The following is an 18,064-nucleotide window of genomic DNA, read 5'->3' as shown; positions in this document are numbered from 1 at the left end:
CCTTCTGTAAAATCGAGGGTTTTTTGCGAGGGCCATATTATGGTCACCAATATGGCCAACGAGAACGACATCAACACCCCCGATTCCAGCGACAGCGCGGACAACGCCGCAGCGCCGGTGAGCAGCAAGGCGCCGGCCGTGATCGCGCGCGAAGTGCAGCGCCGCCGCACCTTCGGCATCATTTCCCACCCGGATGCCGGTAAAACCACCCTGACGGAAAAACTGCTGCTGTTCTCGGGCGCGATCCAGATGGCCGGTACCGTCAAGGCGCGTAAATCGGGCCGCCACGCGACGTCGGACTGGATGGAGATCGAGAAGCAGCGCGGCATTTCCGTCGCTTCCTCGGTGATGCAGTTCGAATTCCGCGACCACGTCGTCAACCTGCTCGACACCCCGGGCCACCAGGACTTCTCGGAAGATACCTACCGCGTGCTGACGGCGGTCGACTCGGCGCTGATGGTGATCGATGCGGCCAAGGGCGTGGAAGCGCAGACGATCAAGCTGCTGGCCGTGTGCCGCATGCGCAATACGCCGATCGTCACCTTCATGAACAAGATGGACCGCGAGACGCGCGATCCGCTCGATCTGCTCGACGAACTGGAATCGGTGCTGAAGATCCAGTGCGCGCCCGTCACCTGGCCTATCGGCATGGGCAAGAACTTCCGCGGCGTGTACCACCTGCTGAACGACGAAATCATGCTGTTCAAGGCAGGTGAAGAGAAGGCCGACGGCGCCTTCGAAATCATCAAGGGCATCGACAATCCGCGCCTGCAGGAGATGTTCCCGCTTGAGATGGATCAATTGCGCATGGAAGTGGAACTGGTGCACGGCGCGTCGAACCCGTTCAACCTGGAAGAATTCCTCTCCGGCGTGCAGACGCCCGTGTTCTTCGGTTCGGCCATCAACAACTTCGGCGTGCGCGAGATCCTGTCCGCGCTGGTCGACTGGGCACCGGCGCCGCGCGAGCGCGACGCGACCGTGCGCTCGGTGGCGCCGTCCGAGCAGCCATTTACCGGTTTCGTCTTCAAGATCCAGGCCAATATGGACCCGGCCCACCGCGACCGCATCGCCTTCCTGCGCGTGTGCTCGGGACGTTTCGAGCGCGGCATGAAGGTCAAGCACTTGCGCCTGGGGCGCGAGATCAAGGTGTCGAACGTGGTGACCTTCATGGCTTCCTCGCGCGAACAGGTGGAAGAGGCGTACGCGGGCGACATCATCGGCTTGCCGAACCATGGCAACATGCAGATCGGCGACAGCTTTTCCGAAGGCGAGATGCTGACCTTTACGGGCATCCCGTACTTCGCGCCGGACTTCTTCCGCTCGGTGCGCATCCGTAATCCCTTGAAAATCAAGCAGTTGCACAAGGGCTTGCAGCAGCTGGGCGAAGAGGGCGCGGTGCAGGTCTTCAAGCCGGTGCAGGGCGGCGAACTGGTACTGGGCGCCGTCGGCGTGCTGCAGTTCGAAGTGGTGGCCAGCCGTTTGCTCAACGAGTATGGCGTGGACGCCGTGTTCGAAGGCACCAGCATCAGCAGCGCCCGCTGGGTCAGCTGCGACGACAAGCGCATCCTGCAGGATTTCGAAAATGCGCTGGGCCACAACGTGGCCTACGATGCGGCCGGTAACATGGCGTATCTGGCGACATCCGGCGTGAACCTGCGCCTGACGGAAGAGCGCTGGCCGAAGCTGACATTCCACGCCACGCGCGAGCATTCGGCCAAGCTGGCCTGATGACTTTGAGGTAGCGACGAGGGGCAGAGCCAGTGGTTCTGCCCTTTTTTTACGCCGGCAGGATCGTGCGCGTACTCCAGTCGCGCCGCTCCAGCAGCAATGCCGTCAATTGCGCCGCCGTCATTGGACGGGCGAAGAAGAAGCCCTGCACATTGTCGCAGCCCGCTTTGCGCAAAAACTCCACCTGCTGCAGCGTTTCCACCCCTTCGGCCACCACTTTCAGGTGCAGGCTGTGCGCCATGGCGATGATGGCCGTGACGATGGCTTCGCCCTCGCCGGGCAGGTCGTGCACGAAGCTGCGGTCGATCTTCAGCTGGTCGATGGGCAGGCGTTTCAAGTACGACATCGAGGAATAGCCGGTGCCGAAATCGTCGATCGACAGGTGGATGCCCGTTTCCTGCAGGCGCCGCATCAATTCCACGTTGGCGTGGACATTGTCCATCAGGACGCCTTCCGTGATTTCCAGCTCCAGCAAGCCATGCGGCAGCTGCGTTTCGTCCAGGATGGCGCGGATATCGTCCATCAGGCCCGGATCGCGCGCCTGGCAAGCCGACAGGTTGACGGCCACGTGTTCCAGTGAATCGAGCAGACCCGCCTTGCACCAGGCGGCTGCCTGGCGGCAGGCGCTTTGCAGCACCCAGCGTCCCAGGTCGACGATAATGCCGCTTTCCTCGGCCACGGGGATGAATTCGGCGGGACTCAGCTGGCCCATGTCGCGGCAATGCCAGCGTATCAGCGCTTCCACGCCGACGATGCGCCCGCTGCGCAAGTCGATCTGCGGCTGGTAGTGCAAATACAGTTCCTCGTTCTGCAGGGCGCGGCGCAGGTTCGCTTCCATGCGCAGGCGGCGCTGGGCGCGCAATTCCATTTCGGCCTTGAACACGGCGTAGCGGTTCTTGCCCTGGTGCTTGGCGTGGTACATGGCCGTATCGGCGTTGCGCGTCAGGGTGGCCACGTCCTGCGCGTCGAACGGATACAGGCTCACGCCGATGCTGGCGCTGACGTACAGCTGGTGGCCTTCGAGGGCGAACGGCGCGGCCAGCACGGCGAGGATCTTGCGCGCCACGCTGGCCATCTCCGAGGCGTCGTCGGCCGGTTCCACGATGACGACGAATTCGTCGCCGCCGATGCGGCAGATGATGTCGGTGCCGCGCAGGATGGACACCAGGCGCTCGGACACGAGCTTGAGCAGCTGGTCGCCGCAGTGGTGGCCCAGCGTGTCGTTGACGATCTTGAAGTTGTCCAGGTCCAGCAGCAGCAGGCCCACGCTGCTGTCCTGGCGGTCGGCGCGCGCCAGCGCATAGGCCAGCGCATCGTTGAATTCATGGCGGTTCGGCAGCTGCGTGACGGGGTCGACGTGGGCCAGGTAGTGCAAATGGCGCTCCGCATGCAGGGCGGCGGTGCGCGTGCGGCGCACCATCAGGAAGGTCAGGCCGAACGCGCACAGGCAGACCAGCAGGGTGAAGGCGGCAAATTGCGCCAGGCTGGCGTACAGCGGCGCCAGGCTGGCGCGCAGGTACAGCGCGCCGCCGCCGGGCAAGGCCGTCAGGATGGCAGCGCTGCCGTCCAGGTAATCGATCTGCAGGCCGTTGCGCGGCGCCGTGGGCGCGGTATCGCTGCCGCTGCGCGCGTAGCGGGCAAACGGCGTGCCATAGGGGCTGTAAAGCAGTGCTTGCCGGATATGCGGGGCGGCGGCGAGGGGAGCGAGGAGTTGTTGCGCTGCAAGACGATTATCCTGGCGCATGGCCTGCGTGGCGGCAGGCGCCAGCATGTCGGCCTGGATGCGCAGCGTGCGCTGGAAGGATGCCTGGAGGGAAAACAACTGGAAGAGGATCAACAGCAGGCTGGCCATGGCTAGCATGGCCGCCGCGGCCAGCAAGTTCAGCCTGGCTATGCGGTCGCCGCGCAATTGCGCCGACGGCAGCATCAATGGCGCCATCATGACGCTTTCTCCTGCCGGCCCCGCTTGCCGCCGCCCCGTGTGATCCCGCCTCGCCCTGCCATACTTTACGTTCCAGTCTGATGAAAACCGAAGTGAGCCGGAACTCTCGACGTGTTGTTAAGGCCGACATATTGTCATTTTGCAGCGTGAAAGTACAGGGCGCGCGGCAATTTTGTCTGCATGCCACAGGCCGGTGGCAGCAGGCTAAGTAGGTCGTAATAAATTATTGTGATTTCTGAGTTCCATAACCGGCGCTCTGCGGCGTTACCCGCTGCTGGCAGTGCCTGCACTGCGTCGCAACGGGCGCCTTGCAGCGCATCCGGTTCTGTTCGTCATAACTTCACAATAATTTCCCGCGACCTACTTAGGCGACAAGTCAGGCGGAAAAGGTGGGGCGTGTCTTTCTAATAATAATCCAAGCTGAATTTTAATCCTTTTTTTGCCGGCTGTTTTTTTCCTTTAAAAACATGCTGACAATAAACAAAATGCCATCAAGAATAACTTCAATGGCCCCGGCATCGCGGCGCGGATTAACTTTTTGTCCGCATAAGCCATTGCAAGTCATTGATTTTAATAATTTTTAATGAAGAATGCGAGAACGCTATGGCCTTGCTCCGCGAGTTCGTCCATAATCCGCAGATGATGGACGTCCTGATGCTGTTTGTTTTGTCTGCCGCGGCCAGGCAAGCTGCCGCCAGCAAAACCGGACGTCGCCCTAATGATCAATAGTGAGGATATCTTGGAAAAAAAACCAAAAATTATTTTGTCGTCACAAGACCTGGAACGACTGGAAGCGTTGTTGTATGCCTTGGGTAATAATCTGTCGCCGGACAAGGCCGCCTTGCTCGACGAACTGGGCCGCGCCGAGGTGCTCGAACCGCAAGAGATTCCCCCGACCGTCGTGACCATGAATTCCACCGTGCGCTTCACGGTGGAAAACAAGGAGGAATTCTGCCTGACGCTCGTGTATCCGAAGGATGTGGAAGGCCAGGCCGACCGTATTTCCGTGCTGGCGCCCGTCGGCAGCGCGCTGCTGGGCCTGTCCGTGGGCGACAGCATCGCCTGGCCCATGCCGGGCGGCGTGGTGAAGGTCAAGATCGAGGAAATCGTTTACCAGCCTGAACGGGCTGGCGAATACCACCGCTAAGCGTAGCCAGCAGTAATGGCGGACGGCGCCCGCCGTTCGCTTGCCAGGCCGTGCCGGGAGCGGAGCTAACTGTTCCTCTGCACGCGCACCACCAGCCATCCCGCCACCACCGTGAACGTGACGATGATGGCGACGATGATCCAGAAACCCTGCGGATGCTGGGCCAGCGGAATTCCCCCCACATTCATGCCCAGCATGCCGGCGATGATATTGATCGGCAGGGCCAGCACGGTGACGATGGTCAGCACGAACAGGCTGCGGCTGTTTTCCTCGTTGACGCTGGCGGCGATTTCTTCCTGCAGCAGCTTGATGCGTTCTTGTAGCGACGACATATCGCTGAGGACCACCGAAAATTCCTCCGTCGACTGGCGCAATTCCAGGCTGTCCAGCTCCGACACCCACGCGGGCGGGCGTTGCAGCAGGCGGAACAGGGCGGCCGGTTCCGGCGCCAGCAGGCGCTGCAGCCGCACCAGCACGCGCCGCATGGCGCCCAGGTCTTCGCGTTTCGGCACCAGGCGCCCGGCCAGCAAGTGATCTTCGATATCGTCGACCCGCGCCACGGCGTCGCGCACGATGTTGACCAGCACGTCCGCCTGGTCGCGCAACAGGTGGATCAGCAGCTCCACCGACGAGCGGATCGGCTCGTGGTTCTTGATGACGGCCTGGCGCAGGCGTTCGATCGACTGCAGCGGCGCGCGGCGCGCCGTGATGACGAGGTTTTGCGCCACGCTGGCCCACATGGTGGAAATGTCGGACGCCTCGAACGAAAAATTGTGCACCACATCGTTGACCACGGCGATCAGGGTGTTTTCCGCCTGTTCGATGCGCGTCGAGCGGGAACCCTGGTGCAGGGTTTCATAGAATTCGTCGGCCAGCTGCGTGTGCGTCATCAGCCATTTTTCGCTGGCCGCATGCGACAGGTTGAAATGCAGCCAGACGAATTCCTGCGCCGGGCGCGCCGCGCCATCGGCCAGCCAGGCCAGGGCTGCCGTCGAGTCGAGCGCCAGCGGCTGCGCCTCGCGGCCAAACAGGAAGCCCCAGACCAGGCCCGAGGTGTCCGAGCCGTAGGTAAAACCGGCAGTTTCCATCGCCATCGTGAATCTTTCTCGCGCAGTGTGATTGATCGTCGCGCGATTTTAATACACGGATGTGTCGGGAAAATGACAAGGCCACCGCGAGCGGTGGCCTTGGTGCTGACTACAGCCGAGTATTAGCTGCGGTTCGGGTTGTCCGGACGCCGGTCGTCGCGGTTCGGCACGCCGTCATGGTCGCGGTCGTGGCGGTTGCCATTGTCGCGGTCATAGCGGTTGGGGATGCCGTCGCGGTCGCGGTCGCCGTTCGGGCCCCGTGGCGACCAGCGGCCTTGCTCCATCTGCCAGCGGCCGTCGCGCTGGTTCCAGGCGGGCGGCGCATACGCATAGCCGGGGCGTTCGGCGATCCACACGCCTGGCGTCCAGGCGTAGCGCTGGCTGCGCCATTCCCAGTGGCCGGGCGCCCAGATGTAGCCGTGGCGGGCGCGCGGAATGGCTTCGCGGCGCGGTGGCGGCGGGGCGATGCGGATATCGTCGTAGCGCACGGGCTGCACTTGCGCGGCGACCCAGCCGCCACGGTCCAGGCGCCAGCGGTTGTTTTCCTGTATCCAGGAGGCGCGGCGGTACTGATTGCCGCCCCGTTCGCGCAGCCATTCGCCATTGTTCCAGACGTGGCGCTGGCCATCCCAGTTCCAGTAGCCGGGCGCCCAGACATAGCCGGCGCGCGGCGCCGGCACGCTTTCAAACCGTGGCGGAGGCGGGGCGTTGCCGACGACAATGCTGACGCCGAGCTGATTCTGGGCCATGGCCTGCGCGGGCAGGAAAGCTGCGGCGCTGATGGCAAGCATGGCTGCTGCGTAGAGTGTGATGGGTTTCATGGGTTGCTCCATTTCGGTGATTGCGTGAAATGGACTATAGGCGCTTGCCGGCGATTTTTCGCCTTTGATTCAACTTATTACAATTGACACAATGCTGTGTGTCCGTGTATCCGTTGCGGATACAAATCAGATGCCTATGGCGGCCTGGCGCGGCAACTGTCCGCAGTGCGCCAGGCGGCGTGGTGTCAGCATCGGCGGCTCACAGGGTGCTGGCGCTGGCGTTGCCCAGCAAGGCTTGCCGCTCCTCGATCAGCGAGATTTTCTTTTCCTGTTCCGTCAGGCGCTTGGCGCTGACCACCACGACTGGGATGGCGCCCGCTTGCGCCACATCGGCGGCCTTGGCGGCCGATGGCTGCATGAAGCTGGCATAGCTGGCACCGCAGGCGATGGCGACGGCGACGGTGAAGATGGCTTCCATGTTTTTCAAGGCTTTCATGATGTTTCCTTTCGGGTGGCGGGTGGGTATGCATGCACTGTAGCCAGGCGCGGGCCGCTGCGCCATGCGGATGCGACCAGCCGTGGTTTTGGCGGGATGGCCTGCAAAAAAACGGCGCTGAAATGCCTGCGCACGGGGCTGGCAAGCCGACCGCTTGAATTGAGGCCTAAATTGCCCTGTATCCGGGCATATGAATGTAATTGCCGCGTGGCATTATTTGACGCTGCACACTGCCGCGCGCGGCAAGTGCAGGGCCAGCTGTCCTGCTAGAATCGGCATGGCGGCCCCGTCGCGTGGATAAAAATATCATCAGGAGTCACACATGTTCCAATTGTTTGGTTTTGGCGGCGCCCGCTGCCCGCGCTGCGAGCACAAGAACGGCGCTGCCGCCGGCTATTGCGCGCAATGCGGCTTGTCGCTGGGGGCACCCGACAGCGACGCGGTGCTGCATGCCAATCAATGGCATCTTGCTGATGGGCAACTTGCCCTGTTCTTCGGCGTGCGCGAACTGTCCTCGCTGTTCGGCAGCGCGGCGCGCCGCCTGCAGGTACCGGCCGAGTCGCGCGCCTGGATCGTGCAATCGGACGCTTTCACCTTGATACCTGCCGGCGACTACGACAGCGCCGCCTTCTTCGCGCGCCTGCCCGCGCTGCTGCCGGCGCGTCCGGCCGAAGTGCTGATCGCGCGCGCCGACGCCGTCAGCCTGGAATTCGACTTGCCCGGCCTGGCCAGCACGGAGTTGCTGAATGTCGCCGCGTCTCTGCGCGTGGATATCGCCCTGGGCCAGCCCGACGCGTTCGCGCGCCAGTTCATGCGCGCGCCGGGCGCCGTCACGCGCGCCCACCTGCACGCCTTGCTGCTGCCATCCGTGCGCCAGATCGCGCTGGAATTCATCGGCAGCCGCGCGCTGGGCGAGATGGATGCGAATGCGGACCTGCGCCCGGAACTGAACGAGCGCCTGCAATCGGCCCTGACGCAGCGCCTGGCGCCCAGCGGCCTGGCCGTGGCGCGCGTGGAAACCCTGGCGCTGCGCCACGACAAGCGCGAAGGCGACGCTGGCGCCAGCATCGGCACCCTGTGGCTGGGCGGCTTGCCGGCGCAGGAACTCGAGCAGCACAGCCTGGAACGCATGAAGCAGCTCGACCAGTTGTATGACGAGGAAGAGTGGCAGCGCATCCGCCGCGAGGAACTGGCGGCGCGCCATGCGCACCGCCGCGCCGAGCTGACGCAGGATGCGACGGTGGAAAAGGCGGAGTTGAACCACCAGGAAGCGGAGCGCCTGCAAGCGCTGCGCGGGCGCCAGATCGACCTGTATGGCCGCATCCTGGAAGCGAAATCGCGGCGCCAGGCGCTCGACCATGGCGCCGCGCTGGCGCTGGGCGAGCTGGAACAGGAACTGGCGCAGAAGGGCGCGCAGCGCGCCGACGAAACGGCCAGCTGGGAACACGTGCGGGCGCTGGCCGCCATCAAGATGCGCAGCGAGCTGGAACTGTCGCAGCTGCATGGGCGCGAACAGATCCAGCTGGCGCAGCAGCGCTTTACGCATCAGGTGCACTTGCAGTCGATTGCGCAGCAAGTGGAAAGCGCGCTGCTGATCGATGACGAGACGGGCCGCCGCACCCAGTTGGCGCGCCTGCGCCAGGCGGAAGCGGATGCGGCCCAGCGCGAGGCGCAGCTGGAGGCGGAGCAGCACCAGGCCGCCTGGCAGGGCCTGATGCTGGCGAATGCGGCGCGCAAGCGCGAGGCGGAGCGGGTGCAGGAGTGGGAAGAGCAGATGCAGCTGGCGCGCCAGCGCGAATTGCTGCGCGCCGAGGCGCACAAGGATGAAGCGGCGCAGGTGCAGGCGGCGGAAATCGCGGAAAAAGTGGCGGCGCTGCGGCGCGGCGGCGCGCGCGAAGACGCCATCGCGCAGCAGGAAAAGCTGCTGCGCACCATCGAAGCCGACGGCGTGCACGCGCGCCAGCTGCAGCAGCAAACGCAGCTGGCGCAGCTCGACGCGCTGGCCATCGAGGAACAGCGCCAGCAACTGCGCCAGCTGGAACAGGAAGCGCAATGGCAGCGCGACTTGCTGGCCATGGCGCAGCAGCGCGAAAGCGATTACGCGCGCTGGAAGGGCGAGTACGAGGCCCTGCTGGCGCAGCAGGCGCATGCGGCCGAACTGGCGCGCATCGACATCGACCGCATCGAGAAAATCGGCTCCCTGAGCGACACGGGCAAGGTGGCCATGGCCGCGGGACAGAACGCGGCCGCGCTGGCGCAGGTGCTGAAGGTGCAGCTGCAGGCGGGCATGAGCGCCGAACAGATCCACGCGCTGGCGGCGCTGGCGGCGGCCGAGAACAGCGTTTCTCCCGCCGAGGCGCTGCGCATGGCGCAGGACAGCGCGGCGCAGGAGCGCAGCTACCTGGAAGGCCAGGCGGAACGCGAACGGCGCCAGCAGCTGGACTTGATCAACCTGCAGAACGCGGCGCACGCGCATGGCCTGTCGGCGCAGGCGCAGCTGGGCGTGGCCGTGGCGCAGGCGCTGCAGCCAGGCGCGGCGTCTGCTGCCGGCGCGCCGCTGCGCTGCAAGAACGGCCATGCGCAGCGCGCGGGCCATCCTGAAGATAAATTCTGCGCCGCCTGCGGCGTCGCCTTGCAGCCTTGATGGAAGCGTTTTACCCCAGATGATGCAAAAAGCACGAGACAAACTGCGGGAACTGCGCGCCCTCCACGACGACGGGCTGCTCAGCGGGCAGGAATTTGAACGCCGCAAGAACGCCATCCTCGACGCCGAGTACGCGCCGCCCGGCGCCGCACCCGTGGCCGCGCCGCAGCCCGTGCGGCAGGGCACGGAGCTGGGCTTCATGACGGGCCAGGAAATCGGCCCGCAAAACCGCCGCTACCGGCTCGAACGGCTGATCGGCACGGGCGGCATGGGGCAGGTGTGGCAAGCCACCGACCTGGCCACGCACGCGGAGCTGGGCAGCAGCGAAATGGTGGCGCTGAAGATCTTGCCGCCGCAGCTGACGCAAAGCGCCACGCACGCGAAACTGCTGATCGAGGAAGCGACCCAGGCGAGAAAACTCGCGCATGAAAACATCGTGCGCGTCTACGAGTGGGCGCAGGACCCGGCCACGGCCAGCTATTTCATCATCATGGAATGCCTCGATGGCGAAGACCTCGAGCACTATCTGGGCCGCCAGGGCGCGCTGCCGCTGGCCGCCGTGCAGCAGCTGCTGCACCCGGTGGCCGAAGCCCTGGCGTATGCGTGGGAGAAGCACAAGCTGGTGCACCGCGATATCAAGCCGGGCAATGTCTTCCTGACGGCGAAGGGCGACGTCAAATTGCTCGACTACGGCATCGCGTCGCGCGTGCGCAATGCGGACAGCAGCCTGGCGCTGGAGATGCCGAATGCGGGCACGCACGGCTACCGGGCGCCCGAGGCCGGCGCCAACCAGCGCCAGCCCAGCCCGCGCCTGGACGTGTATGCCGTGGCCGTGATGATCTATCAGATGCTGGAAGGGCGCATGCCGTTCGACGATACGCGCAGCGCCAGCCACCTGCCGTCCGCGCCGCAGGCGCTCAACGCGCAGCAGTGGCAAGTGCTGCAGAACGGTTTTTCGCTGACGGCGGAATTGCGGCCGCTATCCGTGCAAGCCTTGCTCGAAGGGCTGGAGCGGGCCGCCGGGCCGTCGCCCGAAGAACTGGCGGAACAGGCGCGCCAGCAGCAGGCGCGCCTGGCAGAGCAACAGCAGCAGGCGGCGCTGGCTGCGGAACAGGCCCGCGAGGCGGCGCTCAAGGAGGCGCGTGCGCGCCAGGAAGAACTGGACCAGCGCCGCAAGGCGGAAATCCAGGCGGCCGCGCTGGAAAAGCAGCGGCAGGATAAACTGCGCCGCGAGCAGGAGGCGCAGCGCCATTTCGAAGCGGAAGAGGCGCGCAAGCTGCGCAAGGAAGCGCTGCGCGGCCAGCTGCGCGCGCGCCGCGAAGCCGATGCCGCCACGGCCTTGCAGGAACACCAGGAATTGCAGCGCAAGGCCATCGTCGCCAAGGCGGAGGCGGCGTATCGGGCCGAGCAGGAACGCGCGCGCCGCGAAGAGGCCAGCCGCGCCGCGACCGCGGCTGTCCCGGCGCCGGCGCCGGAACTGGAGCCGGAACACGTGGAACCGGTGGCCAATGCCGAAGGCATCTTGCGCGATGATTGGCTCGATGGCTCGGGACAGGGGCCGGAACTGGTGCTCATTCCCAGCGGCCGCTTCCAGATGGGCGCGCACGAGACGGAGCACAAGGCGGCCATCCAGGCCGGTTCGCAGCAGTCATGGCTGGACCGCGAAACGCCGCAGCACTGGGTCGGCATCGAGCGTCCGTTCGCGCTGGCCCGGCACCCCGTCAGCGTGGGCGAATGGCGCGCCTTCGTCAAGGCGACGGGATGGGCGGGCGGGTCGGAAACGGACTGGGATAATCCAGGCTTCGTGCAGAACGACCAGCACCCGGTGGTCGGCGTGAGCTGGAATGACGCGCAGCTGTACCTGGCGTGGCTGTGCGAGCGCACGGGCCGGCAGTACCGCCTGCCCAGCGAAGCGGAATGGGAATACGCGTGCCGCGCCGGCACGCGCACGGCGTTCAACGTGGGCGACACCATCAGCACCGAGCAAGCCAATTACGACGGCTTGTACGTGTACAACGGCGGCCCGCGTGGCGTGTACCGGGGCGGCACCACGCCGCTGGGCACCTTCGCGCCGAATTCCTGGGGCCTGTTCGACATGCACGGCAATGTGTGGGAATGGGTGCAGGACGTGGTGCACGACAATTACGAGGGCGCGCCCGTCGATGGCAGCGCATGGGAAGAGGGCAGCGACAGCAGCCGGCGCATCCTGCGCGGCGGCTCCTGGCTGTACCACCCGCGCTATTTGCGCTCGGCCCTGCGCAACGGCTTTTCCACCGTGCTGTCGAACGACATCGTGGGCTTCCGGGTGGCGCGCACGCTCGACCAGGCCGGGTAGGCCGGGATTGCCATATTGATCATCTTGACGGATACTTCATGCACCTTAACCGTGCCGGAGTGTCGAAATGGCCTGCCGTCATGCGTCCGCTGCTGGCCATGCCCCACCTCGATGCGTTTGCCGTCACCTTCGGCGCCACGCAGCGCATCCGCCTGGAAGAGGAACTGATGGGCGAAGCCGTCAAGGATGCGCAGCGCAAGGCCGATGCCATGGCGCGCGGCTTCGGCAAGCGCGCGGGCGCCGTGGCCGGCATCTCGTCTGACCAGCTGAAAAACCTGGGCAATGCCGTGGGCCTGGTGCCGTTCGACCGCTACAACCGCGCGAATAGCCGCCAGCGGCAAAATCCCGACGACATGCTGATGGTCACCAGCCTCAAAATGGCGCAGACGGTCGACGCCCTGTTCCGTATCAAATGACCAGGTAGCAGGGGCACAGGCTGCGCAAAGCGGGCAAACGGTGTAAATTGTGGCTTTCCAAACGCACCAAGGAACGCCATGACCATCAAAGCCATCCGCGACCAGTCGCAACCCATGCGCCACATCGTGCACGTGCGCGACCACATCATTTCCGCCGACGCTTCGGTGGCGGAAGGGGGCGGCGATGCCGGCCCGTCGCCGCACGACCTGTACGACGCGGCCCTGTCGGCCTGCAAGGCGCTCACCGTCGTCTGGTACGCCAAACACAAGGGCATCCCGCTGGAGCACGTGGAAGTGAGCACGGAGCGCGATGCCAGCGAAGAGCGCAAGGGCGTGTATCGCCTGGCCGCCACCCTGCACCTGACGGGCGAGCTGACGGATGCGCAGCGCGAGGAATTGCTGGCCGCGGCCGGCAAATGCCCGCTGCATAAATTGATGACGGCGGTCACCACCGAAGTGACGACGGTGCTGGCATGAGCGCGGCCATCCTGAAAAGCCACGAAAAGGACCTGGGCGGCGGCTTTGTCGTGCGGCGCTTGCTGCCGTCCGCCGTGAAACAGGCCGTCGGCCCCTTCATTTTCTTTGACCATTTCGGCCCCATCGACGTGGCGCCCGACGCCAACCACGACGTGCGCCCCCACCCGCATATCGGCCTGGCCACCGTCACCTACCTGTTCGAAGGCGCGATCGACCACCGCGACAGCATCGGCTCGTACCAGCGCATCGAACCGGGCGCCATCAACTGGATGACGGCCGGGCGCGGCATCGTGCATTCGGAACGCACGCCGCACGACCTGGCGGGCCAGCCGCACCGCACGCACGGCTTGCAGCTGTGGGCCGCGCTGCCGAAGGCGCACGAGGAAGACGAACCGAGTTTCACGCACACGCCGCAGGCCGACATTCCCGTCGTGCCGCTCGATGGCGCCGTGGTCAAGGTCTTGATCGGCACGGCCTTTGGCCAGACCTCGCCCGTGCGCACCTACATGCAGACGCTGTACCTGGACGTGGCGCTGGAGGCAGGCAAGGAGCTGCGGCTGGATGGCTTGCCGGCGGAAGCGGCGATTTACCCGATCAGCGGGGAAGTGCTGGTCGATGGCGTGGCGCTGGTGCCGCACACCATGGCCTTGATCGAGGCGGGCGCCGTGGCTGTCGTGACGGCAGGCGACGGCCCGGTGCAGTTCGTCGTCATCGGCGGCGAGCCGCTGGACGGCCACCGCTTCCTGTTCTGGAATTTCGTCTCGTCGAGCAAGGAGCGCCTGTCGCAGGCGGCCGACGACTGGAGCGCCCAGCGCATGGGACAGGTGCCGGGCGAGACGGAATTCATCCCGTTGCCGAAGGCGCCCCTGCGCCCGGCGACCTGAGTCCCCCTTAGAAACGCGCGCGCAAGGTCAGTTGCGCCTTGCGCGGTTCGCCGTAGAAATTGCCCCACGCAGGTGCGCTCACCGTCTGGTAGTAGCGTTTGTCGAGCAAGTTCGTCACGGACAGCGACGCCGTCCAGTTGCGGTCGATCTGGTAGGCGGCGCGCGCGCTCCACAAGGCGTACGCGCCTTGCGCCACCTTCACGTCGCGCGTGGTGCGCGAACTCTCCGTCTGGAAGTTCACGCCGCCGCCCACGCTCCACTTCTGCAGGGCGCCGGGCAGGCGGTAGTCGCTCCACGCGCGCAGCATGTGGCGCGGCGAGTAGGTGCTGGCGAACATCACGCCCGCATTCGACGTCTGCTCCAGGTACTTGAAGTTGTTCAGGGTATAGCCGGCGAACAGTTGCCAGCCCGGCGCCACTTCGCCGCTGATTTCCGCATCGACGCCTTCGCTGCGCACCTTGCCCGCCGAGAAATAGCACTCCGTGCCGGACGAGCAGGTACTCACCAGGTCGAGCTCCGCGCGGTTGCGCTGCTCGATGCGGAACAGCGCCAGCGAGGTATTGACCTTGCCGTCGAACAGTTCACCTTTCACGCCCACTTCCAGGTTGCGGCCTTTCAGCGGGTCGAGCAGGGCACCGTCGGCCGTGCGCTGGTTTTGCGGCTGGAAGATGTCGGAGATGCTGGCATAGCCTGACCAGCGCTTGTCGAACGCGTAAATGACGCCGCCATACGGCGTGACGACGCCGTTTTCGCGATACGGGTCGATATACACCTCGCCTGTGTCGCGGTACACGCTGCTCGCTTTGTAGTTCGACACGCGGGCACCCGCCACCACGGTGAGCGGGTCGCTGACGCTGAAACGCGCCACGCCATACGCGCCCGTCTGCGTCATGCTCGTCAGGCTGTGGGCACCGCCATACTTTTCCTTGCGTATCCAGGCATCGCTCGGTTCCGCCACGCCGTGATTGGGGTGCAGCGCGCTATTGGGCAGCTTCATCATGGCCAGGCTGTAATCGCTGTCGCTTTCCAGCCGGTTCGTGCTGATGCCGGCGCTGAAGCCGTGGCGGCGGCCGAAGGCGTTGAATTTGCCATCGAGCGACAGGTCGACACCCTTGTTGGTGGTGCCGTAGTCGAACACGCCGGTATACATCATCATGCCGGCCAGGGTGGCGGGATGGAGCGCACCCAGGCTGAACATGTATTTCACGTCATGCTGTTCGCGCGTGTAGTTGGCGCTGGCCTTGAGCGACCAGTCGGCATCGAAGCGGTGTTCGAATTCGGCGAAGGCGGCCGTCTGGCGGCTGTCCCAGCGATTCCAGTCCGCGCCCAGGAAGGTCGAGCCGGGCAGCTTCGGGTCGCTGCCATCGAGGTAGCGGGGCATGCCGGAGAAAAACGGCGTCGACTTCAGCTTTTCGTAGCTGGCGCCCGTCGTCAGCTTGCTGCCCGGCGCCAGGTCGAATTCCAGCACGCCGTACAGGACGTCCGTGCGGCTGTCGGCCACGTCATAAAAATAATCGCGCTGGTCATGCGCGGCCACGGCGCGGCCGCGGATGCTGCCCGACTCGTTCAAGGGGCCGGTGACGTCGACTTCGCCGCGCACGTCATTCCAGCGTCCCGCGCTGAGCGCCAGCTGCACCTGCTTTTCCGCCAGCGGGCGCTTGCGCACCATATTGATGGCGGCGCCCGGCGAACCCGTGCCCTGCAGCAGTCCCGTGGCGCCGCGCACGATTTCCACCCGGTCCAGCATGGCCGTATTGCTGGTAAAGCTGTTCGCCTGCGGGTAAAACATGGCGCGGTTGACGCCGTCGAACTGGTACGTTTCGACCATGAAGCCGCGCGAATACACATAGCGCCCGCCCATGGGGCTGTCGTACATGGTGATGCCGGTGGTATTGGCCAGCACGGCGTCAATGGTGTTGAGGTTCTGGTCGTCCATCTTTTGCCGCGTGACGACGCTGACGGATTGCGGAATCTCGCGCAGGGTTTGCACGCCCTTGCCGACGGTGACGGCGCGCGCCGCGTACGAGTTGCTGTGTTCACTGACGGGGTCGCGCTCCATGCTGGCGCTGACCGTCACGGGCGCCATGGTCTTTTCCGCGCCGCTCGCCGAGGCGGAAGGCACGGCCGCCAGGCGCAGCACATAGGCGCCGTTCGGCAGCTGCACGGCTTCCATGCCGCTGCCGGCCAGCACCTGGGCAAACCCCTGCGTGACGTTGAAGCTGCCGCGCACGCCGGGTGAGCGCAGTCCCCGCGTCTGCGCGGGATCCGTCGACAGGCTGACGCCTGCGGCGACGGCGAAGTCGTTCAGGGCAGTGGCCAGCGGGCCGGCCGGCACGGCGTAGGCTTGCGGCGCCGTGGCGGCGGCCTGGCCTTGCGCCAGGGCGGGCGCGGCGATGAAGGCGGCGGGGGCGGCGCAAGCCATGGCGAGGACGGCCAGGCGGATGGCGCGCGCGGCGGGATGGAGGACGGGGGTGGTCAGCTGCATGCTCGGTCTTTCTGCTCAGAGGGATAAGAAAATGGCCAATGAATCGGCTTCTTACTTGTCAAGCCGAAGCAGCGCATCGAAACACCAACCCCAAACGCAAAAAAACTGAAAATAATTATGCCGGCCGGGCCGATACCGTGGCCCAGTAGCGCGTGAAGTACGTCACTTGCAGCCCGTGCGAGGCGCACAGGCTTTCCAGCACGGCGTCGATATCGTCGAGGCGGTAGGTGCCCGTGACGGGGCGCCGCGCCACGGCGGCGTCGCAGGCAAGACGCCCGCGCCGGTAGCGCGCCAGCTCCGCCACCAGCTGTTGCAGCGGCCAGTCGGCGGCCACCAGCATGCCGCGCAGCCAGCTGTCCTGGTGCGCGGGCATGCTCAATACCTCATCCGCGCCGGTGGCGCCGAAGCGCAGCTGCTGCCCCGCTTCCAGGCGGCGCACGGCCTCCGGGCGCGCCGCGCAGCGCACTTCCACGGCGTGTTCGAAGACGCTGACGGTGCTGTCATCGTCGTCGCAGCGTATGCCGAAGCGCGTGCCCAGCGCGCGGATCACGCCGTGCGGCGTGTCGACGAGGAAGGGGCGCGGGTCGGGCGCCGTCGTGATCATGATTTCGCCACGGTGCAGGCGGATGCGGCGGTGCGTGGCGCTGTAAGCGACATCCAGGGCGCTGGCCGTATTCATCTCCAGGCGCCCGCCATCGGCCAGCGTGACGTGGCGGCGCTGGCCCGGCGCCGTGCGCAGGGACGCCGTCAGGGTTTGCCATGGGCCGGATTGCCAGCCCGCCTGGCCCAGCGTGATGCCGCCGCCGGCCGCCACCAGCAGGGCGAGTATCTTGGCGGCCGCGCGCCGGCGCTGCTGCGCCGCCTGCAGCGCCGGCATCGCCAGCGCTGCAGGTATCGCGCCCAGCTGGCCGTCCATGCGCAGCAGCAGATCCCAGGCCCGTTCATGTTCGGCGCTGGCGTCGCGCCATGCCTGCAGGGCGGCCGGGTCGGCGCTGCCGCACTGGAGCTCCACATGCCAGTGGGCGGCGGCGGCCAGCACCTTGCGGGCGATGGGGGCGGAAGGTGAGGTCGCGGGGCCGAACATCAGGCGGCCGCCAGCATCAGGCATTCCGTGTAGGCGCGCACCAGGTGCTTCTTCACGGTTGGCAGCGAGATGCCGAGGCGCCGGCTGATGTCCACATAGCTGAGTTCTTCGATTTGCGCCAGCAGGAAGATGGTCCGCGTGCGCGCCCCCAGGCCGTCGAGCAGGCGGTCGACGGCGAGCAGGGTTTCGATGATGATGGCGTGCGTTTCGGCGCACATCGATGCTGGCTCGGCTTGCTGCGCCAGCGCTTCCAGGTAGGCCTGCTCCAGCGCTTGGCGGCGGTAGCGGTCGATCAGCAAGCCGCGCGCGATGGTCGCCAGGTAGCCGCGCGGTTCGCGCAGGGGCGCCAGCGGTGTCACCTCGCGCTTGCCCAGCAGGCGCAAAAAGGTGTCCTGCGCCAGGTCGGCCGCCTCGGCGCGGTTGCCCAGCTTGCCGCGCAGCCAGCCATACAGCCAGCCGTGGTGCTCGCTGTACAGGGTGCTCAGGTGGTTGGCATGGACGGGACTGACGGTGCTCACTGCGTTCTCCAGGCAAGGGAAGGGCTGGGCTGACGGAACGCGGGGTGCCGGCTGGCTGG

The 18,064-nt window shown here is 65.8% G+C and carries 14 protein-coding genes; 7 read left to right on the top strand and 7 right to left on the bottom strand.

From position 1 onward, the window contains the following. The first annotated feature begins 39 nt into the window (after positions 1–39). Positions 40–1,728 (top strand): peptide chain release factor 3, encoded by a 1,689-nt coding sequence (locus O3299_RS10335; RefSeq protein ID WP_369811518.1) that lies wholly within the window; start codon positions 40–42, stop codon positions 1,726–1,728. A gap of 49 nt (positions 1,729–1,777) precedes the next feature. On the opposite strand, the gene O3299_RS10330 is transcribed toward O3299_RS10335, so the two are convergent. Next, complete coding sequence (locus O3299_RS10330; RefSeq protein ID WP_305062256.1) at positions 1,778–3,670, bottom strand: bifunctional diguanylate cyclase/phosphodiesterase; 1,893 nt, start codon at positions 3,668–3,670, stop codon at positions 1,778–1,780. Between the two features lie 739 nt (positions 3,671–4,409). Here O3299_RS10330 and rnk point away from each other — a divergent pair. After that, positions 4,410–4,817: a nucleoside diphosphate kinase regulator gene (gene rnk, locus O3299_RS10325; protein ID WP_162835757.1), complete on the top strand. Its 408-nt coding sequence runs from the start codon at positions 4,410–4,412 to the stop codon at positions 4,815–4,817. 65 nt (positions 4,818–4,882) lie between these two features. Here the strand turns inward: rnk and O3299_RS10320 are convergent, their stop codons facing one another. The 3 genes from O3299_RS10320 to O3299_RS10310 form a co-directional block, all read right to left on the bottom strand. Then, a complete protein-coding gene (locus O3299_RS10320) occupies positions 4,883–5,911 on the bottom strand; it encodes a transporter (protein ID WP_175444840.1) in 1,029 nt (342 codons plus the stop codon). Between the two features lie 116 nt (positions 5,912–6,027). Then, positions 6,028–6,726, bottom strand: coding sequence for a YXWGXW repeat-containing protein (locus O3299_RS10315; protein ID WP_305062255.1), 699 nt, complete (start codon positions 6,724–6,726; stop codon positions 6,028–6,030). 199 nt (positions 6,727–6,925) lie between these two features. Continuing rightward, a complete protein-coding gene (locus tag O3299_RS10310) occupies positions 6,926–7,162 on the bottom strand; it encodes a hypothetical protein (RefSeq protein ID WP_099667411.1) in 237 nt (78 codons plus the stop codon). A 322-nt stretch (positions 7,163–7,484) separates the two neighbouring features. Between O3299_RS10310 and O3299_RS10305 the strand changes: the two genes are divergently transcribed. From O3299_RS10305 to O3299_RS10285, 5 genes are all read left to right on the top strand, one after another. Next, positions 7,485–9,806, top strand: coding sequence for a hypothetical protein (locus O3299_RS10305; RefSeq protein WP_305062254.1), 2,322 nt, complete (start codon positions 7,485–7,487; stop codon positions 9,804–9,806). A 19-nt stretch (positions 9,807–9,825) separates the two neighbouring features. Beyond that, a complete protein-coding gene (locus tag O3299_RS10300) occupies positions 9,826–12,141 on the top strand; it encodes an SUMF1/EgtB/PvdO family nonheme iron enzyme (protein ID WP_305062253.1) in 2,316 nt (771 codons plus the stop codon). A 38-nt stretch (positions 12,142–12,179) separates the two neighbouring features. Beyond that, positions 12,180–12,557, top strand: coding sequence for an SIMPL domain-containing protein (locus O3299_RS10295; protein WP_305062252.1), 378 nt, complete (start codon positions 12,180–12,182; stop codon positions 12,555–12,557). Between the two features lie 78 nt (positions 12,558–12,635). Then, positions 12,636–13,034, top strand: coding sequence for an OsmC family protein (locus tag O3299_RS10290; protein WP_034783198.1), 399 nt, complete (start codon positions 12,636–12,638; stop codon positions 13,032–13,034). Then, entirely contained in the window at positions 13,031–13,918 is an 888-nt protein-coding gene (locus tag O3299_RS10285) for a pirin family protein (RefSeq protein ID WP_305062251.1), read from the top strand. The genes O3299_RS10290 and O3299_RS10285 overlap by 4 nt, the downstream gene beginning before the upstream one ends. Before the next feature lie 7 nt (positions 13,919–13,925). Here the strand turns inward: O3299_RS10285 and O3299_RS10280 are convergent, their stop codons facing one another. The 3 genes from O3299_RS10280 to O3299_RS10270 form a co-directional block, all read right to left on the bottom strand. Next, positions 13,926–16,403: a TonB-dependent receptor gene (locus O3299_RS10280; protein ID WP_305062250.1), complete on the bottom strand. Its 2,478-nt coding sequence runs from the start codon at positions 16,401–16,403 to the stop codon at positions 13,926–13,928. Between the two features lie 115 nt (positions 16,404–16,518). After that, positions 16,519–17,511, bottom strand: coding sequence for a FecR domain-containing protein (locus tag O3299_RS10275; RefSeq protein ID WP_305062249.1), 993 nt, complete (start codon positions 17,509–17,511; stop codon positions 16,519–16,521). Further along, entirely contained in the window at positions 17,487–18,005 is a 519-nt protein-coding gene (locus O3299_RS10270) for a sigma-70 family RNA polymerase sigma factor (RefSeq protein WP_305062248.1), read from the bottom strand. Before O3299_RS10270 ends, O3299_RS10275 begins: the two co-directional genes overlap by 25 nt. Positions 18,006–18,064 lie beyond the last annotated feature (59 nt).

Origin of the sequence: Janthinobacterium sp. SUN176, from assembly GCF_030587335.1 — a bacterium.
Classification (GTDB): Bacteria; Pseudomonadota; Gammaproteobacteria; order Burkholderiales; family Burkholderiaceae_D; genus Janthinobacterium; species Janthinobacterium kumbetense.
The sequence above is the reverse complement of the archived record's forward strand: the minus strand, read 5'-3'. Positions and strand labels throughout refer to the sequence as shown.